22 protein-coding genes and 2 pseudogenes are annotated in these 26297 nt (G+C 41.4%); 15 read left to right on the top strand and 9 right to left on the bottom strand.

Annotated elements, in window-relative coordinates; genetic code table 11:
* Window positions 1-323 (bottom strand): annotated as a pseudogene (locus tag MVI27_RS08795) (hypothetical protein); the annotation flags it as partial.
* A 119-nt stretch (window positions 324-442) separates the two neighbouring features.
* Here MVI27_RS08795 and MVI27_RS08790 point away from each other — a divergent pair.
* The 4 genes from MVI27_RS08790 (at window position 443) to MVI27_RS11865 (ending at window position 3718) form a co-directional block, all read left to right on the top strand.
* Entirely contained in the window at window positions 443-1036 is a 594-nt protein-coding gene (locus MVI27_RS08790; RefSeq protein WP_246960908.1) for a master DNA invertase Mpi family serine-type recombinase, read from the top strand.
* A gap of 27 nt (window positions 1037-1063) precedes the next feature.
* The gene (locus tag MVI27_RS08785; protein ID WP_246960905.1) at window positions 1064-1978 is read left to right on the top strand and encodes a DUF5655 domain-containing protein; all 915 of its coding nucleotides are present in this window, start codon (window positions 1064-1066) and stop codon (window positions 1976-1978) included.
* Between the two features lie 328 nt (window positions 1979-2306).
* Window positions 2307-3179 (top strand): hypothetical protein, encoded by an 873-nt coding sequence (locus MVI27_RS08780; protein ID WP_246960902.1) that lies wholly within the window; start codon window positions 2307-2309, stop codon window positions 3177-3179.
* A 407-nt stretch (window positions 3180-3586) separates the two neighbouring features.
* Window positions 3587-3718, top strand: a complete 132-nt coding sequence (locus MVI27_RS11865; RefSeq protein WP_266213264.1) for a hypothetical protein — start codon at window positions 3587-3589, stop codon at window positions 3716-3718.
* A 388-nt stretch (window positions 3719-4106) separates the two neighbouring features.
* Here MVI27_RS11865 and MVI27_RS08775 read toward each other — a convergent pair whose 3' ends face one another.
* Together MVI27_RS08775 and MVI27_RS08770 are read right to left on the bottom strand one after the other, a co-directional pair.
* Window positions 4107-4334, bottom strand: coding sequence for a hypothetical protein (locus MVI27_RS08775; RefSeq protein WP_246960900.1), 228 nt, complete (start codon window positions 4332-4334; stop codon window positions 4107-4109).
* Window positions 4312-5082 (bottom strand): HNH endonuclease, encoded by a 771-nt coding sequence (locus MVI27_RS08770; RefSeq protein WP_246960897.1) that lies wholly within the window; start codon window positions 5080-5082, stop codon window positions 4312-4314. Before MVI27_RS08770 ends, MVI27_RS08775 begins: the two co-directional genes overlap by 23 nt.
* Before the next feature lie 317 nt (window positions 5083-5399).
* Between MVI27_RS08770 and dndC the strand changes: the two genes are divergently transcribed.
* From dndC to MVI27_RS08735, 7 genes and pseudogenes are all read left to right on the top strand, one after another.
* Window positions 5400-6764: a DNA phosphorothioation system sulfurtransferase DndC gene (gene dndC / locus MVI27_RS08765; protein WP_246960895.1), complete on the top strand. Its 1365-nt coding sequence runs from the start codon at window positions 5400-5402 to the stop codon at window positions 6762-6764.
* Window position 6765: 1 nt separating this feature from the next.
* Entirely contained in the window at window positions 6766-8847 is a 2082-nt protein-coding gene (dndD, locus tag MVI27_RS08760) for a DNA sulfur modification protein DndD (RefSeq protein ID WP_246960892.1), read from the top strand.
* A complete protein-coding gene (locus tag MVI27_RS08755) occupies window positions 8840-9232 on the top strand; it encodes a DndE family protein (protein WP_246960889.1) in 393 nt (130 codons plus the stop codon). The genes dndD and MVI27_RS08755 overlap by 8 nt, the downstream gene beginning before the upstream one ends.
* Before the next feature lie 48 nt (window positions 9233-9280).
* A complete protein-coding gene (locus tag MVI27_RS08750) occupies window positions 9281-9694 on the top strand; it encodes an HTH domain-containing protein (protein WP_246960886.1) in 414 nt (137 codons plus the stop codon).
* A 12-nt stretch (window positions 9695-9706) separates the two neighbouring features.
* Window positions 9707-10066 (top strand): annotated as a pseudogene (locus MVI27_RS08745) (restriction endonuclease); the annotation flags it as partial.
* A 47-nt stretch (window positions 10067-10113) separates the two neighbouring features.
* A complete protein-coding gene (locus tag MVI27_RS08740) occupies window positions 10114-10596 on the top strand; it encodes a nucleotidyltransferase substrate binding protein (RefSeq protein WP_246960882.1) in 483 nt (160 codons plus the stop codon).
* A gap of 4 nt (window positions 10597-10600) precedes the next feature.
* The gene (locus tag MVI27_RS08735; RefSeq protein ID WP_343217662.1) at window positions 10601-10819 is read left to right on the top strand and encodes a nucleotidyltransferase domain-containing protein; all 219 of its coding nucleotides are present in this window, start codon (window positions 10601-10603) and stop codon (window positions 10817-10819) included.
* 130 nt (window positions 10820-10949) lie between these two features.
* Here the strand turns inward: MVI27_RS08735 and MVI27_RS08730 are convergent, their stop codons facing one another.
* The 3 genes from MVI27_RS08730 to MVI27_RS08720 are packed head-to-tail and all read right to left on the bottom strand — an operon-like array spanning window position 10950 to window position 14303.
* Window positions 10950-11723 carry a DUF2971 domain-containing protein gene (locus MVI27_RS08730; RefSeq protein WP_246960880.1) on the bottom strand — a complete coding sequence of 258 codons (774 nt, stop codon included), beginning with the start codon at window positions 11721-11723 and terminating at the stop codon, window positions 10950-10952.
* Window positions 11710-13941 (bottom strand): DNA sulfur modification protein DndB, encoded by a 2232-nt coding sequence (locus MVI27_RS08725; protein WP_246960878.1) that lies wholly within the window; start codon window positions 13939-13941, stop codon window positions 11710-11712. Before MVI27_RS08725 ends, MVI27_RS08730 begins: the two co-directional genes overlap by 14 nt.
* Window positions 13942-13958: 17 nt before the next feature.
* Window positions 13959-14303: a hypothetical protein gene (locus MVI27_RS08720; RefSeq protein WP_246960876.1), complete on the bottom strand. Its 345-nt coding sequence runs from the start codon at window positions 14301-14303 to the stop codon at window positions 13959-13961.
* A 2181-nt stretch (window positions 14304-16484) separates the two neighbouring features.
* Between MVI27_RS08720 and MVI27_RS08715 the strand changes: the two genes are divergently transcribed.
* From MVI27_RS08715 to MVI27_RS08705, 3 genes are all read left to right on the top strand, one after another.
* A complete protein-coding gene (locus tag MVI27_RS08715) occupies window positions 16485-17777 on the top strand; it encodes a redoxin domain-containing protein (RefSeq protein ID WP_246960874.1) in 1293 nt (430 codons plus the stop codon).
* A gap of 71 nt (window positions 17778-17848) precedes the next feature.
* The gene (locus MVI27_RS08710) at window positions 17849-21037 is read left to right on the top strand and encodes a SusC/RagA family TonB-linked outer membrane protein (RefSeq protein WP_246960872.1); all 3189 of its coding nucleotides are present in this window, start codon (window positions 17849-17851) and stop codon (window positions 21035-21037) included.
* Window positions 21038-21048: 11 nt separating this feature from the next.
* A complete protein-coding gene (locus tag MVI27_RS08705) occupies window positions 21049-22398 on the top strand; it encodes a RagB/SusD family nutrient uptake outer membrane protein (protein WP_246960870.1) in 1350 nt (449 codons plus the stop codon).
* 55 nt (window positions 22399-22453) lie between these two features.
* Here the strand turns inward: MVI27_RS08705 and MVI27_RS08700 are convergent, their stop codons facing one another.
* Complete coding sequence (locus MVI27_RS08700; RefSeq protein ID WP_246960868.1) at window positions 22454-22768, bottom strand: hypothetical protein; 315 nt, start codon at window positions 22766-22768, stop codon at window positions 22454-22456.
* Between the two features lie 300 nt (window positions 22769-23068).
* Window positions 23069-23518 (bottom strand): MauE/DoxX family redox-associated membrane protein, encoded by a 450-nt coding sequence (locus MVI27_RS08695; protein ID WP_246960866.1) that lies wholly within the window; start codon window positions 23516-23518, stop codon window positions 23069-23071.
* 590 nt (window positions 23519-24108) lie between these two features.
* On the opposite strand from MVI27_RS08695, the gene MVI27_RS08690 reads away from it, so the two are divergent.
* Entirely contained in the window at window positions 24109-24312 is a 204-nt protein-coding gene (locus MVI27_RS08690) for a hypothetical protein (RefSeq protein ID WP_246960864.1), read from the top strand.
* A gap of 647 nt (window positions 24313-24959) precedes the next feature.
* Here MVI27_RS08690 and MVI27_RS08685 read toward each other — a convergent pair.
* Window positions 24960-26162, bottom strand: coding sequence for an aminotransferase class I/II-fold pyridoxal phosphate-dependent enzyme (locus MVI27_RS08685; protein WP_246960862.1), 1203 nt, complete (start codon window positions 26160-26162; stop codon window positions 24960-24962).
* Window positions 26163-26297 lie beyond the last annotated feature (135 nt).

The raw sequence follows: 26297 nt of genomic DNA, 5'->3' as shown, positions 1-26297 counted from the left end.
ACAGCGGGATACTTATCAATATCAATTTTTAAACTCGGAAAAGTTGTGATGATATATAAATCTGCGAACTCAAACGTATATCGCTTTATGTCACGGCCTCTAAGAATCGGTCGAATAATCTCGGCACTTTTAGCATCTTGCTCAATAAGTTCGTTTCGCTTCTCACCGGTTATAATGAAAGCATCATTGAATCCTGTTTTAATACCGTAATTAATGGAAATGTCCCAGTCTTTCAGCGGAGTGCCGACACGTTCAATCTTTTCCTTTATGCTCTTCTCGATTTCCGACAAAATCACCCAGGAATTTGAGTCGCTAAATGTCATAACAGAGCTATGCTGTCTAACAAAAACGCTGGTTTACCTTGTAGAAAAATAAGCTATGTTTTCTATGCGGCATTTTTGGTTTATTTTAATCAGATCTAACCCCTTTAAAATAAGCAATTATGATCTACGGCTACATCCGTGTAAGTACCGACAAACAAACAGTAGAAAATCAGCGATACGAAATCAATCAATTTTGCCAACGGCAGGAAATTATTGTTGACAAATGGATTGAAGAAACCATCTCCGGCGCAAAAAATGTGGAAGACAGGAAACTGGGTAAACTCCTGAAAAAAATGAAAAAGGAAGATGTACTGATTTGCTCAGAACTTTCGCGCCTGGGCCGAAACCTCCTCATGATTATGGGCGTGCTCAATGAATGTATGAACCGCGATATCCAGGTATGGACCATCAAAGATAATTACCGGCTGGGCAGTGACATCAGCTCAAAAGTGCTCGCCTTTGCTTTTGGTCTTTCAGCAGAGATCGAACGGAACCTCATCTCTCAGCGGACAAGGGAGGCACTGGCGCGCAAGAAAGCAGAAGGTGTCATTTTAGGACGGCCCAAAGGCAGTAAGTCCGCTAAAACCAAACTGACCGGCCAGGAAAAGAAAATTCAGGAACTGCTCGATAAGAAAGTTTCATATAGCGCCATCGCACGGATACTTAATGTGCATAGGTTAACTGTCTCAGCCTTTGTGAAGGAAAGATTATAATTGCTACATTTGAGAAACACAAATTCTATGCGGTTATTCAGGAACGGGAAAAGCATATTGTCTGAGCTACGGGAAAAACCTTTTAAGCTCGAAAAAGAAATACAGACTCTATTTGAACACAATCTGCATTACATCAGTGGATTACAACTTGTTAAATCTGAATTCACCATTCGGAATAACCGGATTGACACGCTGGCTTTTGATCCTGAAATTGGTGCTTTTGTGATTATAGAGTATAAGCGCGGGCAAAACTACAGTGTGGTTGACCAAGGCGTTTCTTATCTTAATCTCATGCTGGAGCATAAAGCAGAATTCATTGTCGAATATAATGAAACCCAGAATAAGGCGCTCAAGCGGCAGGACTTTGATTGGACCCAAAGCCGCGTGCTTTTTGTCTCGCCGGCATTTAATAGCTTCCAGAAACAATCCTCTAATTTTAAAGATCTCGCAATTGAACTGTGGGAAATTAAAAACTATGAAGGAGGAATTGTCGTCATTAACCCAGTTAAAAAATCAGGTTTTGCACCGAGTATAAAGCAGGTTCAGAAAAATGAATCAGCTGAAATAGCAAATGTGGTACGCCAAACTAAAGTGTACCAGGAAGAAGACCTCTTGAAAGGAAAATCTGACCACATCGTGGAGCTTTATGAAACCTTTAAAGAGGGAATTCTGCATCTCGCTCCCGACCTGGAGATCAGAGCAAAGAAAAACGAAATCGGTTTCACTGCAAAAGGTCGGGTTTTCGCGGACATTTGCCTGCAGAAGACAGCCCTTAAGATTTGGATTAACCTGAGAAAAGGAAAACTGGATGATGCGAAAGAGCTGGCAAGAGATGTTTCATCAGTCGGCCATTGGGGTAATGGCGATTATGAATTGTTGGTAAAAGATACAGAAAATCTGGAGTACATCATGAGCTTAATAAAACAGGCGATTAATAAATAGCGATACATACTGGAAGAAGTCTCAAAAGAATAAGCGAGGCTATTTTAATTTTTTAGAGTTCTAAGACATTAACAATAGTAATTTTCGGTAAGCAATTATCCTCCGGATGATAAGCACTTTGTAATTTTGCAGACCCAACTGAAATATTTAACTTAGATCAGTCAATAGTAGCGGCAATGGACCAATCGCTATCATTGTTAGATGATATTTTTAAACAGATTCCGGCGGAATTCGGATTAAGCAAGGCCGGAAAGGAAAAAGTTAGGGAGGTTTTGGCCGATAAGGTAAGAAATGCCAGGCTTTCAAAAATATATATAAATTACCGGAAATGAAATCTTTTTACAGCATCGTTCGATATGTAAATAACTCAGTTACTAATGAAAATTTAGCGATTGGGATCATTATGATTTCCGGCCATCGGCTCATGTATAAATTTTCCAAGGAAAAAATTGCCCTGACTTCAAAACTGAATAATAACAATTCCAGACTATTAGAGTACGCCATTGAAAATATCAGCTTCGGAATAGAGCAGGATTTGAAAAATGCAAAATCTCTTTTTGAGAATGAACATCATTATAACTTAGAGTTCCTGAAGAATATTTCAGTGTATTCTAATAATTTCCTGAAGTTTGATCATCCTGCAGCAATCGATATGGATTTTGATGAGCAGTCTTTTGCACGTTTTTTTGAAAGATTTATCGATATCGCGGCCAAGTCCAGACAGGAAAACAAAGAAGATAAGAGTTTTGTAAACAAAGTTTATTCGAAATTCATCAGTCCGTTAAAAGATATTATTGATACCAATTACAGGGTCAGGAAAGGAACGCTTCCCAAATTGTTTTTTGATTATACCTTGGATGGTATCGGGGTAAACGGAGTCATATACTCTGTCAAGTCGGTGGATATCAATTCCGATAAAGCCATTGACAGTTTACGCAGAGATATTTCAGAACTGGAGAACCTTACCTTGCGACTGGACAGTTTTGCAGACGAGCGAGGCATCGACTCAAATAAAAATAAGCATTATCTGGTCGTTGATCCCTATGCTGGTGAGAAGCATACGCATCACGATCTTTATGATCTGTTGACCGAAAATGCCAATTACGACGTACCGTATCAGATAATCAATACTTCAGACCTTCCTCAAGTGGTAGAGAAAATAGAACAGGCAAAGGCTCAGAAATTCTCCTCTATGTTTTAAAAGTTTGCGCAGCTGGGCTCAAGTTAGAACAGTTAGCGCAGCTAGGAGTATGTTAACCAGTTGTGACAGAATCAAAAACAGAAACAGATGGTTTCACACGAACCTACGTGTTTGATGGTCCACATAAGTTCGATTTATTCGCAGGTACAACACCCATGTCCGGCAATTGGCAATTGGCGAAAGAGATGCAATATTTTTTGGGCAGGAATCAGCGAATTTGAGGGTGGGTAAGATTAAGAATTAAATGAGATATTGAAATTTGAAGACAACTTCGCCCATAATTTTTATAAAAAAACCTTTGTGATTAGAATAATTAGAGCCCAATTCAAACATTTGTTGTGGAAATTATTTGAACGTTAATATGTATTTATTTAATTTGTATTTTAGCAATACTAAAGCACCGCAATATGGCACCAAATAGAGATGCAGAAACAGGAAAATATGTTTCTGAGGAATACGCTAAAAAGCATCCCAAAACGACTGTAAAAGAAGTTGATAAAAAGAATAAGTCAAAAGCTAAACCTCCGAAGAAAAAGTAGAGTTATTTTTTTTTTGGTGAGATCGGATTCTTAATTCGGTGTATAACTCTTAATCATCGCTTAAACCTCTTGGACCTGCACCTATTTATAATGAAAAATTTAAGGAAGCAAACTTTTTATTATACAGAAATTTAAATAAGTAAATTTGCAACGTCAAGTAAAATGTTGTAATCTTTAAAATGCAGCAGATTAAAAGAAAAAAAAATATAAAGGAGTGATGATGATATTATTGATCTTTATAGTTAAGAAGACGGGTCGCAACGCTCCTGGGTAATCGGTTTCAGTTGAGGTAAAGATTCAACAGTTTTACTCACTTTGGTATGGATTACACTCCAGCTGCACAAGCTGTCCTCACTTTGAGTCTGTACTTATCACTACTTTCCATTTGTTAATACTCATGCCACATCCTTTCTTCGCTGTCATCCAAAACCGGCAGCTGCACCTGCTCCGCATAAAAATACGCATCGTCAATCAGGATTCGGCGCAGGTCGCCATCAATCCCCTCCAGACTTTTACCGCTGGGATTTCTCAGGATGACAAAACCGAACGTTTTATAATTTCCGGCGTCGCGGAACAGGTAGCAGAGTTTAATGTTACGGGATAAATCTTTCTTCATAATGGTACCTTAGGAATTCAAGATCCGGCAGGAACTTTTGCGGCAGTATGATGGGCTTGTCGTGATATTTTTTAAAGTAATCAGTAGCGTGTTGGCTGCGGTCTTCCAGGATCTCGCCGGATACTTTCACTTTATATTCAGGAGTGATGGTGATTAGGCCCGCTTCAAAAGCTTTGTCGTGAAGCGCGTTGATCGCAATGCCATTCTCTGGGTTCAGCCGGTTCTTTTCGTCCAGCGCCCATGGTATTATGTGTCCTGCGATAAGCATCTGCGGGTAGGTGATGCCTGTAATACAACAAGTGTAATTGTACGCTGACATCACCGCACGGCGGAAAAATGTTTGATTTACGCGGGCTTTCACAGTTTGTTCGCGTTCTTTGCCTTCGCGTGGGAGCATTTGTTCCGTGATATCGCTCATTTCTTCTATGGGCTTGCCTTCAAAACTGGCCAGCAACTGTTCGCTTTCATAGGGCAGAATATCCCAGTGTTCATAAAACTCGTTCCACACTTCCGCGTCCAACTTGCTGGCGTTGGAAGCCCCTCTGATTCCTCTCGCTCTGAGGGCAGGGTCAAGGCTGGCCAGATTGACCAGCTTAAACGCCACCGAGCCGGGCGTACGTTCGAGCAATTCCCCAAGATGTACAACCTCCGGATTGCTGCGGTGCATTTTTCCGAACGGCAACTTGCAATACAGGTTCATTACAAGAATCAATTCGTTGCGGGTCCAGAGGCGTTGACCGGTTTTCATAGTGCTATATTTAATAACATAAGCATAATTCTGTGAACGATGCAAATGTAAGATACTGTATTTATTTGAGCGCATGTTTTCTTATCCTCGAGTAATCCTAGAAGATCTTATAAAAATAATTCTTGATTATCTGTTGTGAAATGAAGTGCACAGGTCTATATGACGCGGTTAAACTGTTGAGTTTAAAATATAGGTGGCTAAGACTGGGGTAATTTGTTTATTATCAATGTTTTAGATTGTTACTATAGTCTTGTGATTTTTGAACTAATTATTAGTAATTTTGACTGTTGAAATTAAACCTTAAATTGTAAGTATCCATGGTGAAGATTAAAAGCAGAAAAATTGAGGGTGTAATTGATGAAATCATTGATCAGTATACATATGCAGACAGGTCAGAGCGGCCTTGGATTATTGGATTTAGCGGAGGCAAGGACTCTACTGTACTATTGACCCTGGTTTGGATCGCGCTCCAACGGATCCGGGAGGAATTGCCTTTTCCTTTCCAGTTGAAGAGAAAAGTGTATGTAGTTTGTAATGACACAATGGTTGAAAATCCTGTTCTTGCTGATTACGTACAGGAGGTCTTGAAAAAGATTGATGAAGAAGCTAGGAATCAGGACCTTCCCATCTTTGTAAAAAGAACAACTCCGCAACTGGAAGAAACTTTTTGGACCAATGTAATTGGTAAAGGATATCCGGTTCCAAATAATTCCTTTAGATGGTGTACAGATAAGCTCAAAATTAGGCCCACATCTAACTTTCTTCTGGAGCAAATTGATGAAATGGGTGAAGCAATCGTGTTACTCGGCACTCGATATGACGAAAGCCTTACCAGAGAACGTTCTATTAGACGACATGAAGTCGCAGGCAGAAGGCTGTCAAAGCATAAGACCTCAGCTAATACGTATACTTATGCGCCAATCAAAGAACTAATGGTTGAGGAAGTATGGTATGTAATCAATACTGTCGCGTCGCCTTGGGGATATGATAATAATATTTTATTTCAGATATATGCTGATGCCAGCGCTGATGATTATGAATGTCCAACAGTGATCACCGATAAAAAACATACTTCTTGTGGCCAGAGCAGATTTGGATGTTGGACATGTACTGTCGTAAAAAACGACAAGTCTATGACCGCTCTTGTTAATAATGGCAGAAACTGGATGCAGCCTTTAATGGATTTTAGAAACAAACTGGTTGAAAATAGAAATCTTCCCGAAAATAGAATGGACCGCAGGAGAAACGGGCAATTGGCCAAAAATAAAGATGATGAGAATAACGGGACCTATAACATTAACTATAGATATCAGATACTTAAAGACCTGCTTACTGTTCAAAAACAAGTACAGCAAGAACGCCCGGATGTTAATCTTATTAATAACCAAGAGCTTATTGCTATTCAGGTATTATGGAACAGAGACGGATATTTTGATCATACTGTAGGCGAAGTATACAAAGCTATATATAATAAGGACATAAGTACAAACAACATTAAAACTTTAGATTATACCGAAAAAAGGATTATAAGAGAGGTATGCCAGGACGATGTTGAATACTACAATCTGATTGACAATTTGATTTCTCTTCAGGAAACGAAAACTTTGCTCATATCTAAGTATGGGCTACATAACGACATTGAGAGGAGAATTGAAAAATTTGCCACGGGAACCAACTTATAGGATGAAAATTAGCAAGATAACATTCGAGAATTTTAGAGTGTACAAAGGTGTCAATGAAATCATTTTTGACACAGTACCGTCATCAAAAAATATTAACATTATTGCAGGAAAGAATGGTTTCGGAAAAACCACTTTCTTAACAGCTATGATATGGTGTTTGTATGGAAAGATGATGCTTGAGGTTGAAGAGAAATACAAGAAAGATATTAAAAATGCGGGAGGATATGATAAGTATCTTATAACCTTGCTTAATCGTGCTATAAAAGACGATTTTGAGGCGGGGGAGTTGATCGAACCAGCGATGTCAGTTGAGTTGGAGTTAACTGGTGTAGCGATCCCCTCAATGCCGTGTGAACGCGTGCTGATTAGAAGGAGTTTCAGTATATACAAACAGCATGAGCATCTGGAAATCTATATAGATGGGCTGGAAAATGAGTTAACAAAGGAAGTAGGGTCAGAGCTGTTTATTAATGACTTCATTTTACCTAGAGAAATTGCTAAGTTCTTTTTCTTTGATGCCGAAAAAATTGTAACACTTGCCGAAGCAAAATCGAAATCTGAACTTAAGAATTTAAGTAGCGCTTACGCCGAGGTTTTGGGAATAAAGAAATACGAAGACCTTAAAAAAAATCTCGAAACGTTACTTATTAAGCTTCGCAGAAATGGCGCAAAGCCACATCAGAAAGAAAAGCTGCAGCAGTTGATTGACGAAGCAGCCCAACTGGGGCATCTCATTGAAATTAGTAGGAATAAATTAGACAGAATAGATATTCAGATTTCGGAATTAACTGTTCAAAGTGCGGATTATCAAGAAAAGCTTATTCGTGAGGGAAGCGGTATAACTTCTGAAGAATTAGCTGAACTTCGGATGGAGCAAAACTTGCTAAAGGAGAGTTCAATAGAGATCAGAGATCGGCTGAAAAGAATGATTGATCTGGTTCCTTTAGTTATGGCAGGTTCTAAACTGTTAGAATTAAATACTCAATTGGAAAAAGAAAGTTTTTCGGATACTCATTTTAATATCAATATTTCATCTGTAGCTACTTTAAAAACATCTATTCTTGAAAGATTAGAAACATTAGAGATTCCTACACAAATGGGTGCGCAAATAATCACTGTGTTTCAACAGACTCTGGAAGATTACACAATCAAAAACAATCAAAATACCGAAGTCTTGCTGGATTACAGCCCAGAACAAACCCGTACAGTTAAGAAAATAATCGACGATCTTAAGAATGGCTTCAACATAAAATTTCAGAGTATTGTCAGAGAGGAAAAAAACAATCGTCTGGCAGGATCAAGAGTCTACTATAAAATAAAACAAGCAGAAGCCCGAAAGACCAATGCAGTTTCTGAAAAACTACGAGATGAAAAAGCAAAGATAGATGCGGATATTCTTCGGCTATCTGAGGAGAGGGGTAGCATAATAGAGGAGTTAGGCAGACTTGAGAACGACATGGCTGCAAAACGCAAGGTTATCTCGGAATTCGAGAAGAAATTTAAATTCATAGAAGCAGATATAGCTAAAAGCAAAGTAACGAATAAGATTTTGGAAAAAATCAATCTTATTTCCTATAGAATAAAAGAGGAGAAAAAGCACTCGCTTCAAAAGGCCATTCTTTTAGGACTCAAAAAGATTATGCATAAAAATAACTTCGTGCAAAATGTAAGAGTTAACGTATATGAAGACGTGATGGATATCGATTTGTTAGACGCTAATGATCGGATTATTGATAAAGACTCTCTGTCCAAAGGAGAACAACAGTTATATGCAACGGCTTTACTTAAAGCCTTGGTTGATGAATCAGGTATAAATTTTCCCATTTTTATAGACAGTCCATTGCAGAAATTTGATAAACATCACTCTCAAAATATTATTGAGCAGTTCTACCCGCTTGTGTCAGATCAGGTAGTTTTGTTTCCGTTGCTAGAAAAGGAACTGTCGGAAGCAGAATACAACTCTTTAAAACCCTTTGTTAACAAAGTCTTCGTGATCGAAAACATGGCAGGCTCTTCATTATTTAAGCCTCTAAATGCAGATCAACTCTTCGAATTTAACGTCAATCAGAACAGCTATGTTTAAGACTATTAAAACCAGCGAAGAAAATAGGGATGTGGTAGCACAGCTTACCAGAAAGCTGAATTTGGGCGCTGAAAATCTCATTGCGCGTATGGCATATACCTATTCTCTTTCACAAAACAGAAAACTCCATTTAAAAGATCTGCAGGACTCAAGGGGAAAAGAATATTCCCGCACAGTGCTTTTTGGTGAATATGATGATATTTATTTAGGCCTAATCTGCGTTCATTATAATATTTATAAAACGCACAGGGATCTGTCGAAATATATCAAGTTGCATGTTGATGATGGTTTGCAATTAATCAACAAAGAAATTTTAAAAGCTCCCAATATTGACGGCTTTGACTTCTTAGTAGAGCTGGTTGCAGGTAAAATCAGTGAAATCTAAATTTATATTATCGCAAAATTTTTATTACCTTGTCTAAAATAGAAATTGATGACAATAAAAGATGCTGTTTTTTCAGTTCTGAATGATGCCGGTAAACCCCTAGGAGTTAAGGATATTTACTTGCGAATTGTCGAAAATCAACTTTATAATTTTAGATCGGATAATCCTGAGCATATCGTACGCACTTTATTAAGAAGACATAGTGATAACATAAATTTTCCTTCATCAAGGAAAGAAAGACATTTTACTTTCATGGCGGATGGTACTTTCTGGTTTAAGGATAGGGCGGCCGTGAATGTGCAGAAAACCAAGATCTTATCGAAAGAAAATTTGCCGTATAAGGAAATAATTGAATTACAAAAGAAATATAACTCCATTTTTAAAAAGTCAATTTTGAACCAACTTTCGAATATTGAACCCGAAGATTTTGAAGAATTTTGCAGACAATTATTGGTAGTGTAAGGTTTTAAAAATGTCAAAGTAACTCGCAAAACGAAGGATGGTGGTATTGATGGATATGGCGAACTAAAAATAGGTATTGCCACCATGCCGGTCGCTTTTGAATGTAAAAAGTGGCTCCAAACAGTTGGCCGACCTAAAGTAAGTCAGTTCAGAGGTGATATTCAAGGCAAATATCAACAGGGGATTTTTTTCACAACTTCTCAATTTTCTACTGAAGCAAAGGATATTTCCTTACAGCCAGGTGCTGTACCAATTGTTTTGATTGATGGGAGTGGAATAGTGGATTTAATGATGAGTAAAGAATTTGGTGTGGAAAGAATTGAGTTGCCTATTTATTCAAATGCTCTAGATTTGATCTTACAGAGAGAATAGCGACAAGTAAATGATCCATAAACTATAATACAACCTAATTCATTCAAATGAAAGATATACGTTGGGAACAAAGATTTGGTAATTACAGAAAGGCTTTAAAGAGACTATTAAATAATATTGCATTTGTAGTTTCTGGGGAGGATACAGAATGGGAGGATGACGAAGACATTGTCTTGGATATCCTTTTAGCAACGCCAGACATCATAAAACAAGGTTTAATACAAAGCTTTGAATTTACGCATGAGTTAGCTTGGAAAGTAATGAAAGACTATGCCGAGTTTCAGGGCAATACTGAAATTAAAGGCAGTCGTGATGCAGTGTTGTATGCGGCGCAGGTGGCTCTCATATCAAAAGCACATGTTTGGATGGAAATGATGAAAAGCAGGAACAGCACTTCACATACTTATAATGAAGATACGGCAAATGAAATCACAAAATATATTTTGTTTCAATATAAAGAGGAGTTCGTTAAATTTGAGTATAAAATGGAAAGCTTAAGAAGTGGAGAGCAGGGAAATCTTTTTGAATAAGAAAATGTTTGGATTAGCCCCCAGTGAAATTAAGATGATAAAAGGTGTATTTGAAAAGTTCCCTCAGGTGCATGAGGTGGTTATTTATGGCTCGCGTGCTAAAGGGAATTTTAAGCCCTACTCGGACATTGATCTTTCGTTGATAGGTAATGACTTATCGCAGAAAGTGTTATTTAGAATTGAATTAAGCCTTGATGATTTAATGTTACCCCTATGTCTTTGATCTGAATATCAACAGGAAAATTTCCAATGAAGAATTATCGGATCATTTTTTAAGAATGGGAAAAACTTTCTACAATAAAAATTCAATATAATTTAGGTTTAATTTTTCACCAATTTAATCTAACTGACATTTATACATAATCTTCTATATTGATTTTATATCTTTCTATATCCAAAACTGCTTGTCTATAAGACGGGCTCAAGCCAACAGCTTGACATTCTTTAATAATTTCATCTTTATCATCTTTTGACATTCGTGAACCAAAAATAATTTCCTTTAACGTATCTTGAGAAAATTTCCGGACGCATGGTTCATCAGTAACGATCCTATACTCATCCTCATACCTCCAATCAGCTGCCTTAGCAAAAAGAATTCTATCAACAATCTCCTCATCAGTATGCAGCCAACCCCAAATATCATCATAGTGAGATTGATACCTTACCCTTTTCGATTCAGCAAAGTAGTCTTGAGTAGCATCGAAGCCAAAGCAGACTCCTTGATGGTTAAATGTATAATGAGACCACATTAAAATATTATCATTTTTAGAACTTAAAGATAGTATACCTTTTTTGTCATGCAAATCCTGTATTCTTTCAATAATAGCATGCTTCTCAGTTTCATCTTCGACAAAAGCTTGGCTAAACTTCTCGTCTATTAGTTTATGTGCTTGGTCAAATGTTATACCTTCATATTTTTCTTCTTTCTTAAGTGCCATTGTATACTGCGAACGAATTTGAGCAGCTTTGATTTCATTTAATTTCCCATTAAAATGTAAAAATACTTTTCCGTCAAAAGGATCATTAAAATTATCAATATTAGAAAAGTACAGCTCCTGTTTGTTGATGATTTGCAGAACTCTTTCCTTTGATTCAGTATTAAAATTGCGATATTTATAAAGAATCATTCTCCGTAATATAAAAATGTTTAACAACTTGCTCCAATGCTATGCCGCCCAGCAGCTTTACTAGTACACTATGCACCTTGGGTGTTAATTGATCACCTGAATCAAATATTTCGGTAATAGTTTCAATATCTTTACTATTTAGATAATTATCTAAATCTGCATAGTCTTTTGCGATACTATATAATTGAAATATCAGATTTGAATCACCGTTCGCAATTCGGCCAAAAATCTCTTGCCCATACGATTTTTGCAGTTTATCTAACAGTCTATAGTATGAAGTACCCACAGTTCTATTGAAAATGTTTTTTCTCACAACAATAATAAGTTGAGAACCCTTTGTCGCATTTGCAAGACCTGGTTTCATACTATCTCCTTTCATGGTGATTTCCGACCACTGATTAAAGTCTGGAACATCATAGGATGGGGTGTCGAAGAATTTTAATTCTAAATGGTAATCACTGTTGAAAAACTTTTTCATTCCTAAATCATTAAGGAAATTTATGCTGTCATCAATGTTTATATTGTTCAGCTTGCCTCCTACCTCTTTGAGAAATAGAAATAACATTTCTTGTCCAACTACTGTTCTTAACAAGTTGTTCTTTTGTGTGTTCTCAAGATTTCCAGCCCATTCCGTTAGCACTCGCCTTCGGTTTTCCACCCCTTCCTCTGCTTCACTAAGGAAGGCCTTAATTTGTTTTTCTACTTTATCCGTTCTTCGTCTGATATTACTATCAACTTTTAAAGATTCGTGTGCATTAATTATAAAATTGAAAATTAGTTTTCTGTCATCAATTTCATGATTGAGAATCGAATCTTTAATTTGGGAAGTAAACCACAATCTATTATAAACACTTGAAAGTAATTTAATGAAAATTGAACATTTTTCATTTAGAATATTCGTAATTGTATCCGCGCTTAGCTCAAAAGCTGCATCTTTTGAACAATCTTGATTATAAATATTACCCAGTAAATTAATAAAGTCGGTACGGTCTTGATTCTCATCATCACTTGCTAACGCACCCATAAAAAACTCTCCTTGTGCTTGCTGTATTTCTTCGAGATTTTTTGCCTTTATTCGAATTAGAATTGTGAATATTTCTAGTTCAGAATCTGTTATTCCCGCATTTGTCAACCTCTCCATTAGATGACTTATTTTACGCTCATCTAGTTCTTCAACTGATTGTGAATTATTTATTTCATCCAAGATAGTGCTGTTAAGCAATAAGCAAATACTTCTAATATCTCTCATCTTATCCACATCAAAATATTTTAGTAAAATATTACCTAAAATATTTCTGTGAATTGTCATTATGTTTGATAACTCCCAGGGGAATAACGAATTGTGGTTTGTAAGAAACCCTCTGTTTTCCTCATCGTCCTTGCCTGATTCCTCTAAAAAATAACGATTTATGAAATCATTATTATTAATCATAAAATCATCTTCTTCCAACATTTTTTGGTAAACATCATCCTCTTCTATACCAGGGATATTTGCCCCCAAAGTTTGCGCGGTAATTCTCCTGTGAATATTCCGATCATCAATGAAAATTAATTTTTCTTCGGATACCAAACGGGGAGTATTGTTCACATCAATAAAAAGAGCCCTCGTTGCTTGAATTAAGTCTAAATCAAGGCTGTTTTTAAATATAACAAACGTTACGGGGATACTAATATCCTTATACGAACTTTCGTTTTTTGCTTCATAAAAACTCCTTATTGCGCTTACTCTATGTTGTCCATCAATAACTAGTGCGGAAATACCATTTTTGTCCCATTTTAATTCAATTGGGTGGTCAAAAATGAAATTTTCACTTTCATATGTTTTCTCTACAACAATACCCGAAATGCTGTCAAAAAATCCCTCAGAACTATTATATTGCTTACTGGGTTCGCCATTTGTTTTTGGCAATAATACAACTGTGATTGCTGGAAAGAATTTTATAGCTCTGTTGTGGGAGTCAAGGTATTCATTTCTTATTTCATTAACTCTTTTTGTAGAAATATTTCTTTGAATGATCTTATTCATTCCCCATCTCGCATCTCCTCTTAAATCATCAACTAGCAAGATATCTCGATTTTTCAGCAATTGCGCTACCGGAATATTCGATGTAAAGACACTTGTGTCGAATTTAGAATTCAGTCTTTGTATTGAATGAATACAGAAATAGTCGCTTGAGTAATTTAAGTTATTCTGTATTTTTATATTTAATTTTGCCATTGTATTATTTTTAACACTTAAAAGGGCTTTTCGTGCTTGTTAGCAATAATTTTTTCTTTAAATTCGGACACCTCTTTATCGGAAATATTACTGTAGGTTTCCCCAAAATCAATCATCGTAAATCCCATTGCTTCAACAATCAATATAATAGTAGTCATAGCGGATCTTGTTTTCCCATCAAATGCACTTGTGACTGTTGCTTTTCGCATTTCTCCGGCACTATTTAGGGCAATCTTCTCATAACTATTAACACGTTCTTTGCTATCGGTAATTCCTATTTGATCTTCTTTATTTCTTTGATGCAGCACGCGTAATGCAATCGCTATTTTGATTATAATTAATTCTTCACTCTTCGTAGTCATAACTGCAATTAACCACAATTAGAATTTTATTTCGGAACGGTATTGCGTACCATTGTTTTTTATTTTATATTTGTACTATAAGTTACGAATAAGTAATCTTGCGATACTTCAAAAAATATTAGAAGCTATTCGCTTAGAATCTCGAAGCAGAAAACTGGTAATTTTCAAAATAACAACGAGAGGATAAGCAGAAGGCTCACGTCCGCGGCGTGGCCTCTCTCTATCTGTTGTTATGGGTATACCAGTGCCTCTGCTCGGATATTGTAGAGTTCCATGCCGTTTTTATTTCCGGCAAGATCCCAATTCTAAGCACAGACATCGCACGACGGTAACGGCGCTCAACCCGCCGCGGCAGCAATGCCTTTGGGAAACATTCATTTTTCATTTCACTGTGTAACAGCCGGTACCGGCTGCGCTCACCCCGCAGCCACCCACCGGTAAACAAAAAGCAACGGCATGATAAAATTACTAACACATGACCACCTTACAATGACATCGTACGGTTTCGACAGAGCGTAAGTCCGTCATTGCGAGGAGGCGCAAGCCGGCGCGGCAAACCCCTGAGCGGCAGCACACCTCTGGAGAGACAACCCACCCCCGTCACTGCGAGGAGCGCACCAGCGCGACTCGGCAGACCCGTGAACGGCATCGCTCATTTTGTTCCTGCACCCACACCCGTCAGTTCGAGTGTTTTTTCACAGCAACGCGCAGAAAAAATGTATCGAGAACGCTTGTGGTTACTGCATTTTCACCAAACACTTCTCGATACACGCTCCTCACGTCGCGCACTCGAGGTGACGTACGCAGCCTCCCGGACAAGAAACTTTCGTCAGTTCGAGTGGTTTTTCGCAGTAACGCGCAGGAAAAATCTATAGGGAACCGCACCCGCACCCTGCACCCTACAGCTAATAACAAATAAACAGATAAACAAATAAACGACTAAACAACTTAACGACTAAACAACTTAACGACTAAACAACCTCCAATCTCCAACCGCTAACCCTCTACCTTCTAACCCTCTTATTTCCAACCTTCTTATTTCCAACCCTCATGAGTACTATACACCCTCCACATAAAAACGTCACCATTCCCCTCCACCGGAGGGGTGGGCCTTCCGGTCACGGAAGGGTCGGGGTGGTTACCGCAGATCCTGCACCCCGTCAGTTCGAGTGTCCGCCAAAAGCGGATGTATCGGGAACAGCGCGCCCTGCACCTTGCACCTAATAACAAATAAACAGATAAACAAATAAACAACTAAACAACTTAACGACTAAACAACCTCCAACCTCTAACCTCTAACTTCTAACCCTCTAAAATCTAACATCTAATAAAAAGATCCGCCCACCACGGGAAAGCCGCACTTTCTTCATAATCACCAACGGTTTTCCCCGGGCAGATCGACTAAGGAGTGAGGAGTGAGGAGTGAGGAGCAGTAGGGAGAGAAAAAAGAAAAAAGAAAAAAGGAAAGACCTAAAGATAATAGACTGATAGATAATAGACCTTGGCCTCCTGCCTATCGTTATACATTGTACATAATACATTATACAGAACCACCAAATGACCCTAAAAACTCAAACCTACCCGGTGCCTATAGCATACAGCATACAGCGTAAAGCAGATAACCTCCCGCCTATCATTATACATTGTACATAATACATTATACAGAACCACCAAAAAAACCAAACAGCATGAAAACCTAAAACCGAAACCACTTAAGGCGAATAGCCTAAAGCCTCCTCCTATCATTGTACTTTGTACAGAATACATTGTACAGCAAAAAAAGCCCTTTCCCTCCAGTTTTGCCGACCTTGGAAAAGAGCAAATTTTAAGTAATCAATAACCTAAAAACCTAAACAAAACCATGAACACCACTTCAACCTAACACTAAACAGTTCCGGACACAGGAAACGGAGGCGGTTAAAAATTGGGAATTATTTTCGTAAAGAAATTTACCTGTCCGAGTGGCGGCCAAAACCCACCATCGAAGACAAATATTTATTTCCGCCCGAGTTCGGTAAATTTTAGGAAATAATTTTCAATTTCAGCCGAGTTTCCAGTCCTTGATCTTTTGCTTCTTTTGCATCAAGGCAAAAGAAGAAAAAAGCCCTTTCCCTCCAGTTTTGCCGACCTCGGGAAAGAGCAAAATTTTAAGTAATCAATAACCTAAAACCAAACAAAACTATGAAAAAAAAGTTTTGCAGGGGCATCCTGGCCCTTACCTTCACCTTCCTCTGCCTCAAAATCCCCGCGCAGCAGGCCCTCAAAATCGGAGACACCCTCCCCGAATCCTTCTGGACCACGCCTTTACAAGTGGTCAACCATCCCGAAAAAACCATCACTCTCGACAAAGACCGCGGCAAACTCATTCTGCTGGATTTCTGGAATACCTGGTGCAGTGCATGCTTACTAAGCCTTCCTAAGATAATGACGCTCCAAAAACAGTTTGGTGATCGTCTTAAAATAATACCGGTCACAGATCAGAAACGATCGGAAGTAGAAAAGTTTATGGAGAGCAGGAATGGTCAGCGCTTTTCTGACCTGCAGTCTGTAATCGGAGATCATTTGTTGAAAACAATGATCCCTCGCCTGGGAGTGCCGTTTATTGCCTGGGTTAAAGACGGTAAGCTGCTGAATACGACAGACGCTGAACAGGTAACTGGGGAAAATATCAGCAAAATATTCAGCGGGGATGCTAATACGCTCCAGGCGGTTATTCAGATGGACAGGAGCAGACCACTATTTCTATCTGATGCCTATGATCGGCAAAAAAATACCTCGCTCCTCAATTACTCAGTTTTTATCAAAGGTTCCGTCCCTGATATAGGCTCGGGCGGAACTTATCGTTATGGTGCAGATAAAAAAGTACACGGCCGCCAGTTTACCAACCTTTCTTTGGCAGATATCTATTATGCAATCGCATATCAGCTTTTTCAGGCTGCAGAGGAAAAGGAAAATTTTTCCCGAAAACGGATGATTACTGAGATAAACAACCGTGCAGAGCTGGAAGGAGTTGTTCATGAAGACGGTACACTCGACGAAAAGTATCTCTACAGTTATGAACTTATTGTTCCTGCACACCGGGCCGACTCACTGTATAGCGATATGCTTCGGGACCTGAACCGCTACAGTCCGTACAGCGTAACAGTTGAGAAGAGAGCAGTGAAGTGTTTGGTACTGAAAAGAACTTCAGCCAAAGACAGGTTGGCAAGCAAAGGAGGAGAGCCACTTTCTACCTTTCCGCGCAGCCCGTCCGAACTTCGGAATATGCCACTGAAGGTAATGGTCAATATGCTGAACGGGAATACTGCTATTGAGCTGCCGGTCGTCGATGAAACAGCATATACGGGAAGGGTTGATTTGAAAGTTTCAGGCGTCAGTAGCCTAAGCCAGCTAAAGAAAGAACTTGCCGCCTACGGTTTGGATTTGGAGGAGAGCGTTCGCGATCTCAACATGCTCATCGTAAAAGACCGCTGATACCTCTCGAAAATTTAACAAAAGAAACAATTCGTAAACAGTTGCCGACCGGCACTAAAAATATTTTTGAAATGAATAAAACTTTAACAGCTGCTGTCTTATGCTGCGGTTTTTGGGCCAGCGCTCAGTATACCGTAACAGGACGCGTTACGGACGAGGTCACCTCCTCGCCGCTGAATCAGGTCGTTGTAGGTATACAAAACACAAAACACGTTACCGTCACCGACCAGAACGGCAGGTTTGAGATAAAATCAGAGGAGAAAAATCCTGTGCTTGTGTTTTCACGCGCAGACTTTGAACAGCAGATGATTCCGGTGAAAATGCCGATTACTGCTTCTTTAGATATCCGGCTGACCGGAAAAGTAGCTGAGGTGGAAGGAGTGGTCCTTACAACAGGATATCAGAAACTGCCTAAGGAAAGGGCTACCGGCTCTTTTTCTACTGTAAATAATGAGTTACTCAGTAAGCAGGTGACTGTCAGTATACTCGACAGGCTACCGGGCGCAGCCAATGGAATATTGTTGAATAAAGGACTTGGACAAGGCCCCGGCCAGTTAATGGTCAGAGGCCTGAGTACCATCAAAGGACCGCGGTCGCCCCTTATTGTTCTGGACAATTTTCCGTATGAAGGCGATATTAATAACATTAATCCAAACATAGTCGAAAGTATAGTTGTACTTAAAGATGCCGCTGCCTCCAGCATTTGGGGTGCGCGAGCGGCTAACGGTGTTATTGTGATCACAACAAAGAACGGAAGGCTGAATCAGCCTCTCACGGTTGATTTTAATACCTCCATAACACTCAGGGATAAGCCCGATCTGTACAGGTCGCCGCAAATGAACAGTTCTGACTTTATTGATGTAGAACGTACATTGTTTGAAAAAGGGTTTTATAACAGTCAGATCACTTCGACGCAACGGCCCGTGTTGTCACCCGTGGTGGATTTGCTGAACAAAGCGAGATCCGGCGTGTTGAGCCAGCAGGAAGCGGATGACATAATTGACAGGTTTCGAGCGGTAGATGTACGTGAACAATATCTGAAATATATGTACAGGCCCATGGAAAACCGGCTGTATGCTCTGAACATGTCTGGCGGATTTCCCACCTTTTCATGGTCTTCATCTTTGGGGTACGATGATAACTCCGGTAATCTGGACGAAAAATACCGTCGTCTCAACGTCAGTTTCCGAAATACATGGAAGCCATTGCAAAATGTAACAGTGAGTACCGGCGTCGCCTTTAACCAAACCCGGAATGAAAGCGGTCGAAGCGCGTACGGTACTGTAACTGTTAAAAATAACGGACTTCCGTATTTGAGTTTTGCAGATGAAAACGGAACTGCTGTGGCAGTGCCCAGACAATACAACCAGACTTATATCCACTCTCTGGGTGGCGGCAGATTATTGGACTGGAATTACTATCCCCTGACCGATTGGCAGCACAATCGAACATCCGACGAGAACGCGGAACTTATTCTTAACGCTTCCGTACAGTATAAAATCATAAAAGGATTGGATGCTGAAATGCGCTACCAGCACCATCGGCAAAACGGGCTTTCTGAAAACATGAGAGATATCGGGAGTTATTATACACGTGACTATATTAATCTCTTCACCAGCATCAGCCCTGCCGGCGCAGTAACCTATAACGTTCCCAAAGGTGACATTTTTGATCGGTCCTCGTCCCGGGTTTTAATCGACAACGTCCGCGGACAATTGAACTACAACCGCCAATGGGGTCGGCATCAGCTTTCAGCACTGGCAGGGGCAGAAAGTCGTATCTCAAACGTACAGTATATCAGCAATCGTTACTATGGCTATAACAGCGAAAGTCTCGCCTTTGGTACGGTCAATTTCAACCAGGCACTGCCGGTGATAACCGGCGGAACGCGATTTATTGAAAAGGGAACTTCTCTTAACGAATTCAATAACAATTTTGTTTCGGCGTTTGCTAACGCCAGCTATACTTTCAATAAAAGATACACTCTGTCGGCAAGTGCGCGCAGAGATGCAAGTAACCTTTTTGGACTTGCCACCAATGATCTTTGGAATCCCTTTTGGTCAGCCGGCGCAGCGTGGGAGGTGTCCAGGGAAGCTTTTTATAATATAAACTGGCTGCCATATCTGAAATTGCGGGGCTCGGTAGGTTATAATGGCAACATAGACCCATCAATGGTCGCAGTCACCACTATTAAATATTCCTCCTCTAATTCGCCGTTTACTAAAAGCCCGATGGCGCAGTTCAGCAATTATTATAACCCCAAGCTGCGGTGGGAATCCCTGCGGATGATCAATATTGCAGCAGAGTTTGAGAGTAATAATAAGAGGATTGGCGGCTACGTGGAATACTTTAAAAAAGACGGTGAAAACCTCTTTGGCTCTGCTCCTATGGATTATACAACAGGAATCAGCTCGCTGACCTGGAATGTGGCAGGCATGAAAGGGCACGGTTTCGATGTGCAGATCCGATCATTGAATATAGACCGTGCCCTGCGCTGGAACACTGTTTTGAATTTTAGCACTTATGAGGACAGGGTGACCAGGTACTATCTTGCTAACACATTCGGGCGGCAGTTCCTGCTCCCTACGGTTCCTGTCTCCGGTGTCGAAGGCTTGCCTGTGTATTCTGTGTTCGGATACAAGTGGGCGGGGCTTGATCCGGAAACGGGTGATCCCCGCGGGTATCTTAATGGTGAGGTCAGTAAAGATTATGCGAAAATAACGGGCACCGGTACGGATGTAAAAGATTTGGAATACTTCGGATCTGCTATTCCGACGGTTTATGGCAACCTTACCAACACATTCTCATACCGCCAGTTCAGTCTGGACGTGGGAATTTCATACAGACTTGGGTACTATTTCAGGAGATCCTCTATTAATTATACAGATCTCTTTACTGAATGGATAGGCCACAGCGATTATTCGCAGCGGTGGCAGAAACCGGGCGACGAAGCTTTTACTCAGGTGCCTTCCAATCTTTATCAGACCAATACCAACCGAGATGCTTTTTACGCCGGATCTGCTGTGCTCGTGGATAAAGGAGACCATGTACGCCTGCAGTACATAAACTTAACTTACCGGATCACCCGTAACATTTGGCAGAGTGCCCCTTTCAAAACCCTCGAATTGTATGCCAATGCAAGCAACCTGGGTATCCTGTGGCAGGCTTCCGCGAGCGGTATCGATCCCGATGTTAATCTTGGCTACAACACCGTGACTGACCGTCCCGCCTATACACTTGGTCTTAAAATTTATTTTTAAAAAAAAACATCATGAAAAGAATACTGTTAATTGCTGTAGTCACCGCACTACTCTTGCCGGCCGGCAGTTGTCGGGAACTTCTGGAGGAGAAATCTGATCTGAAACTGGCAACTCCGTCTACCGTGGAAGATAATCAGGCCCTTATCGACCAATACGGTTTTATGAATACGGATTTTGCCAGTATCGGCGAAACGAGTGCTGACGATTATTATATGACCGATGCTGATTACAACGGTTTATATTATGAACAGGATAAGAGGTTATATACCTGGATGCCGGATTATGTGACCAAACCTGTTTCTGCAGGAAATGCCTGGTCCAGATGTTATCGCGCAATTTATATCAGCAACGCTGTGCTGCATAACCTTGATACCTACAAACTCACCGGTCCGAAAGCAGATCACGTCAGGGGTCAGGCTTTGGCACTGCGGGCGGCCCGCTACCTGGATGCTTCGCAGCTATGGTGCCCGGCCTACCGAAAAAGTAGTGCCGGTACAGACTTGGGACTGCCTTTGAGGCTTGATCCGGATATGAATGTTGCCACAGTGCGTGCTTCCGTGCAACACACGTATGACCAGATTTTGGCAGACCTTCATGCGGCGCTTCCGCTGTTGCCTGCGCAACAGGTTTCCAAAATAAGAATTTCCGCAACCACTGTCCATGGCCTGCTCGCCCGCACCTACCTCTTTATGGGTGAATATGAAAAGGCGTTGCCGCATGCAAAACAGGCACTTGCACTACAGCCTGACCTGATGGATTTTAATACGATCAATCCGGATTCTGATTATACGATTGCTGATTTTAATAAAGAAATTACTTTTTGGGCCGCAATGAGTTATGAATATCACCTGATTCCTGCGAAAATACCACGAAGTATTTATGACTCCTATGAAACGAACGACTTGCGGAAGGAGGTCTATTTTACCGTCAGCCCTGCTGGTGAGATACTGTTCTCCGGATATTATAATAATGAAAATGGGCCTTCCGCAGCAGTGGCAGTTGATGAACTTTATCTGATGGCTGCGGAATGTTACGCCAGGCTTGGTCAGGTGCCGGAGGCTATGAATACTCTCAATCAGCTGCTTGTAACCCGATGGAAAGCAGGTACCTATGTTGAACGCACGGCTCAAAATCAGGATGAAGCATTAGCCATCATTCTTTCAGAGCGCAGAAAAGAATTGCTTATTCGTGGGTTAAGGTGGGCAGATTTGAAAAGATACAATCGTGATGGTGCCAACATCACCTTGACTAGGACGGTGAATGGCAAAGAATACGTCCTGCCGCCAAATGATCCGAGGTATGCTATCGCGATCCCGGAAGAAATAATTGAAATTACCGGTATTCCACAGAATCCCAGGTAAAGTCAGCAAACAAAAGAAGCTGGCCGATTGGCCAGCTTCCCTTTCAAAACTCCAGTTACGGACGTCTCTCGTCCGGATGGATGGCTAATACCTCGTCATTGGTTTTACCTCCGATCTGGTCATTCAGTGAACTGCCTTGCGGCACAACCATGCTGCATGGTCGTTTCCCGGTAGTAAGACAGGTCGGTTTAATGGCTGTGGTCCAGTTAGAAGCATTTGCAAAAGCACCTTCGCTTAGGTCACTGCTGTTATAGTAGTAAACCGTGTCTGCCTTATGGCTCTCAGCCACTTTAAAAGACATCGTGACACCTGCTGTAAGCAAGGCCACCATAAGCATAAAGTGGTTCTTTAAAAATGATATAGTTTTCATTTGACTGGTCTTTTTTATGTAAAAAAGATTACCGTAAAAACTTCAAAAGGTTAAAAAAATAAATAAAGCATTCTGCCTTTTGCAGACTCTTCGGCAACACAAGCAGAGATCAGCCTGTTGCGTTACTTCCTTGCAGCGCCTGAATTCATTGTGCTGCATCCCCTTCCGCCAATTGGTCCTGTGATTATGATTTGCCGGCTGTTCTCCTGTACGTAAGTGAAAAGACAGATCATCAGAATATTCAGCCTGATATCATATAAGGGAAACCAAAATCACCTGCTCCCGCTTTTCAGACAGTCATTATAAACGCTGACGGAAAATACGCTGCGGCTGTGGCTCCTTTCGCTTTTTTTTCGCCCCAAGGCTGATACCCGCCAGCAGAACCAAACCAAAATCGAGGACCATATTTTCTTTCCAGGTTAGTTTTTCAAAAAAACCGATGCACGCACAGGGCACCGGCTGCTCTGAACCTAAAATGAATACACTGTAAACCGCCAAAAGAGCAGCTGTACACAAAGCCAGTACCAGACCCCCTTGTCGCGTACGCGGCAGGCAGAGCAGCACAATGGCAACGGCATGGAGTGTTAAAAAAACCGTTGCCATCAGGACAGGGTGCTGCTGCCAGACCGGAGCCTGCGACAGCTGCTCAATAAAAATTTCCCGCTTCCACAGTTTCGTGATCAGCGAATAAAGCAGAATAGCCACAAAAATGGCGCTTACTGCTGCATGTACATAATGGGTCCGTTTCATAAATTCCGTATTTTAAAAACAAAATAGCAGTGCGACGAAGCAACCCCCTGCACGGCATCGCTCCCTTCAAATTACAATCCCCTCTATTCCTCTCCTGCGGAGGGGTGGGCTTTTTCGTCAGAAAAGGCGCGGGGTGGTTTACCTCACTGCAGCGCGCTCCACCTTTCCACCGCACACTCGTCATTGCGAGGAGGCGCCAGCCGACGAAGCAACCCCCTGAACAGCAGCGCTTCTTACAAACCACAATCGCACCTTATTCCCCTCCTGCGGAGGGGTGGGCCTTTTCATCAGAAAAGGCTCGGGGTGGTTCCCCTTCAATCTCTATTGTCCCTCAAGTCTATTTTCTCAAAGTCTATTATCTTTCCTCTTTATTCTTTCCTCCTTCCCCCTATCAAAGCCCAGTCCTAAGCATGGATAGTGCATGGATAATGCATGGAAAGGCATATCGGTACATCCATGCCGCTGCTGCCGTTTCTTCCGCTTTCTGCAGGCCTGCCCGATAGGTGGATAACTTTTCCCGCCGGTATACCGCCCAACTACCGGCAGCCCAACCAACCGAAGCACGAGCTTTACCTCATAAATAAAACATCATGAAAAAAAGAAATCAGCGTCTCTGCGTGTATCCTAAAGACATTCAGCGCATCACCGGCCGCAGCGACCGCTACAGCCGCCAGCTGTTGCATACCATAAAAAATCACTTCGGCAAGCAGGCCCATCAGGCGCTTTCTGCGGAAGAAGTCAGCACCTGTCTCTGCCTGACTCTGGAATCCGTCCGCGAAGCCTTATTGTACTAACCCCTGTTAGCGCTTGAAGCGCTAACAGGGGTCTCATTCCCCGAATATCACCGTTTCTGGTGCAACCTTGAAAACAATGATCTCACCGTCAATAAACTTTTCTCCTTTCTCCCCACTCAATTACTCAATCACTCCCTGCTCCCCCCAACTGGCCTCTTCAATCTCTCAGCTGCAAGTCTCTGCTCTTTCCTTTAGTATCTATTCTCTCAAAGTCTGTTATCTTAAAGTCTATTATCTATTGTCTTTCCTCACAACCCGGGCCTTGCACCTCGCATCCTGCACCCTGTGCCATCCAATCACTCAGTCTTTCACTCAGTCCCTGCCTCCCGGCTTCCATCTGCAATCGTTCATCATTGCCTTTCCTCTTTAGCACCCATTTTGCGCCACCGTCTACAAAACCGTACGCGCGTGCTGATTGACTTTCATTGTCGGGAAAATTTGGCGCTTTTCGCGACTGAAGCTTAAAAATGAAATTACGTTATAGCCTTATTTCTACCTTTACAATGTCTTTATTGTTAGGTGTTCTTATCTCGTGTAATATGTGTTGAGCCGCTTAAAATCGCTCACCTCCCCAACATATCCAACCCCAAAAAAATGCGAACCGCAACCGCCGTCCGCATTAAAATTATACAAGTCAACATTAATATCTACAAAACCCCCACTTGCTCCATACACGCCTTCATCTTCCGGTACGTTCTTTCAATATCGTCATCCAACCCTACGGACATCCGGATAAGGCCCTGCGACAGGCCCATTTCTTTTTGCTCGTCTTCCGGGATTTCCGAAGAGGTCGAGGTACCCGACACCGAGAATAAAGTTTTGTAGAAGCCGAGACTGACCGCCAGATATCCTAAGTTTTCGTTTTGCATCAGCTCCATCAGTTCATTGGCTTTTTCCACTGTGCCCACGTCCAGTGCGAGCAGGCCGCCATAGCCGTACTCCGGCATCATCATCGACTGATACAGCGCATGCTGCGGATGGTCCTTCAGGCCGGGGTATTTCACGATCAGGCCGTCCTGCTGGAATTGCTGCGCCAGGTACAGGGCATTCTCACTGTGCTTCTTCATCCGCAGGTGCAGCGTTCTCATATTCTTCAGAATACTTGCCGCCCGCAGACTGTCCAGCGTGGGGCCCAGCAGCATACATGCGCCGCTGTTCACGTCCTTAAGCGCATTGATAAATTCCGTACCGGCACAGACCACGCCGGCCACCGCATCGCTGCTGCCGTTGATGAACTTCGTCAGGCTGTGGATTACAATATCGGCACCCAGCTGGACCGGTGCCACCGCGAGTGGCGAAAAGGTATTGTCAACCACCAGTTTCAGCTGGTGTTTTTTCGCAAGGGCGGCCAGACCGCGCAGATCGGCAATCTCCAGCAGCGGGTTGCTCACCGTTTCGCAGAAAATAACTTTTGTTTCCGGACGGATGGCTGCTTCCACCGCCGCTAAGTCGGTGATGTCCACAAAAGAAGTGCTGATATGGTAACCGGGCAGAAAGTTTTTCATGAAGGCATACGTTCCGCCGTAAATCGTGCGGCTGGAAATGAGGTGGTCGCCGGTTTTGCAGAGTTGCAGCAGGGTAGAGGTGATCGCGCCCATGCCCGACGCCGTGACATTCGCATTCTCGGTGCCTTCCAGTTCTGCCAGCGCGTGTGCAAGGTACAGATTGCTCGGCGACGAATGCCGCGAATATAAATAACATCCCTCAGTGTTGCCTTCAAACGTGTCCGCCATGGTTTTAGCGGAGAGAAATGTGTAGGTGGAGCTGTCCGAAATCGACGGATTCACCCCGCCAAACTCCCCGAAATATTGCAGATCCTGAATCCGGTTGGCTGCTTCTGATTTTTTCATATCCTTCTATTTTAAGGAAATAAAAATGCAACCTTACCGATAAATAAACAAGATTCAGTACTTAATTTAGTTTTTAAATTGATGAAAGCCTTATTTAGCAGAACCATGTTCCGATATAGATGCTAAATCAGTAAA

It is taken from the genome of Chryseobacterium salipaludis (assembly GCF_022968825.1).
In the GTDB taxonomy this organism is placed as follows: Bacteria; Bacteroidota; Bacteroidia; order Flavobacteriales; family Weeksellaceae; genus Kaistella; species Kaistella salipaludis.
This window is presented reverse-complemented; position numbering and strand designations above follow the sequence as displayed.

Coding starts and splice junctions, on each gene's coding strand:
- MVI27_RS08790 (WP_246960908.1), top strand. CDS start 443: ATGATCTACGGCTACATCCGTGTAAGTACCGACAAACAAACAGTAGAA.
- MVI27_RS08785 (WP_246960905.1), top strand. CDS start 1,064: ATGCGGTTATTCAGGAACGGGAAAAGCATATTGTCTGAGCTACGGGAA.
- MVI27_RS08780 (WP_246960902.1), top strand. CDS start 2,307: ATGAAATCTTTTTACAGCATCGTTCGATATGTAAATAACTCAGTTACT.
- MVI27_RS11865 (WP_266213264.1), top strand. CDS start 3,587: ATGGCACCAAATAGAGATGCAGAAACAGGAAAATATGTTTCTGAGGAA.
- MVI27_RS08775 (WP_246960900.1), bottom strand. CDS start 4,334: ATGAAGAAAGATTTATCCCGTAACATTAAACTCTGCTACCTGTTCCGC.
- MVI27_RS08770 (WP_246960897.1), bottom strand. CDS start 5,082: ATGAAAACCGGTCAACGCCTCTGGACCCGCAACGAATTGATTCTTGTA.
- dndC (WP_246960895.1), top strand. CDS start 5,400: ATGGTGAAGATTAAAAGCAGAAAAATTGAGGGTGTAATTGATGAAATC.
- dndD (WP_246960892.1), top strand. CDS start 6,766: ATGAAAATTAGCAAGATAACATTCGAGAATTTTAGAGTGTACAAAGGT.
- MVI27_RS08755 (WP_246960889.1), top strand. CDS start 8,840: ATGTTTAAGACTATTAAAACCAGCGAAGAAAATAGGGATGTGGTAGCA.
- MVI27_RS08750 (WP_246960886.1), top strand. CDS start 9,281: ATGACAATAAAAGATGCTGTTTTTTCAGTTCTGAATGATGCCGGTAAA.
- MVI27_RS08740 (WP_246960882.1), top strand. CDS start 10,114: ATGAAAGATATACGTTGGGAACAAAGATTTGGTAATTACAGAAAGGCT.
- MVI27_RS08735 (WP_343217662.1), top strand. CDS start 10,601: ATGTTTGGATTAGCCCCCAGTGAAATTAAGATGATAAAAGGTGTATTT.
- MVI27_RS08730 (WP_246960880.1), bottom strand. CDS start 11,723: ATGATTCTTTATAAATATCGCAATTTTAATACTGAATCAAAGGAAAGA.
- MVI27_RS08725 (WP_246960878.1), bottom strand. CDS start 13,941: ATGGCAAAATTAAATATAAAAATACAGAATAACTTAAATTACTCAAGC.
- MVI27_RS08720 (WP_246960876.1), bottom strand. CDS start 14,303: ATGACTACGAAGAGTGAAGAATTAATTATAATCAAAATAGCGATTGCA.
- MVI27_RS08715 (WP_246960874.1), top strand. CDS start 16,485: ATGAAAAAAAAGTTTTGCAGGGGCATCCTGGCCCTTACCTTCACCTTC.
- MVI27_RS08710 (WP_246960872.1), top strand. CDS start 17,849: ATGAATAAAACTTTAACAGCTGCTGTCTTATGCTGCGGTTTTTGGGCC.
- MVI27_RS08705 (WP_246960870.1), top strand. CDS start 21,049: ATGAAAAGAATACTGTTAATTGCTGTAGTCACCGCACTACTCTTGCCG.
- MVI27_RS08700 (WP_246960868.1), bottom strand. CDS start 22,768: ATGAAAACTATATCATTTTTAAAGAACCACTTTATGCTTATGGTGGCC.
- MVI27_RS08695 (WP_246960866.1), bottom strand. CDS start 23,518: ATGAAACGGACCCATTATGTACATGCAGCAGTAAGCGCCATTTTTGTG.
- MVI27_RS08690 (WP_246960864.1), top strand. CDS start 24,109: ATGAAAAAAAGAAATCAGCGTCTCTGCGTGTATCCTAAAGACATTCAG.
- MVI27_RS08685 (WP_246960862.1), bottom strand. CDS start 26,162: ATGAAAAAATCAGAAGCAGCCAACCGGATTCAGGATCTGCAATATTTC.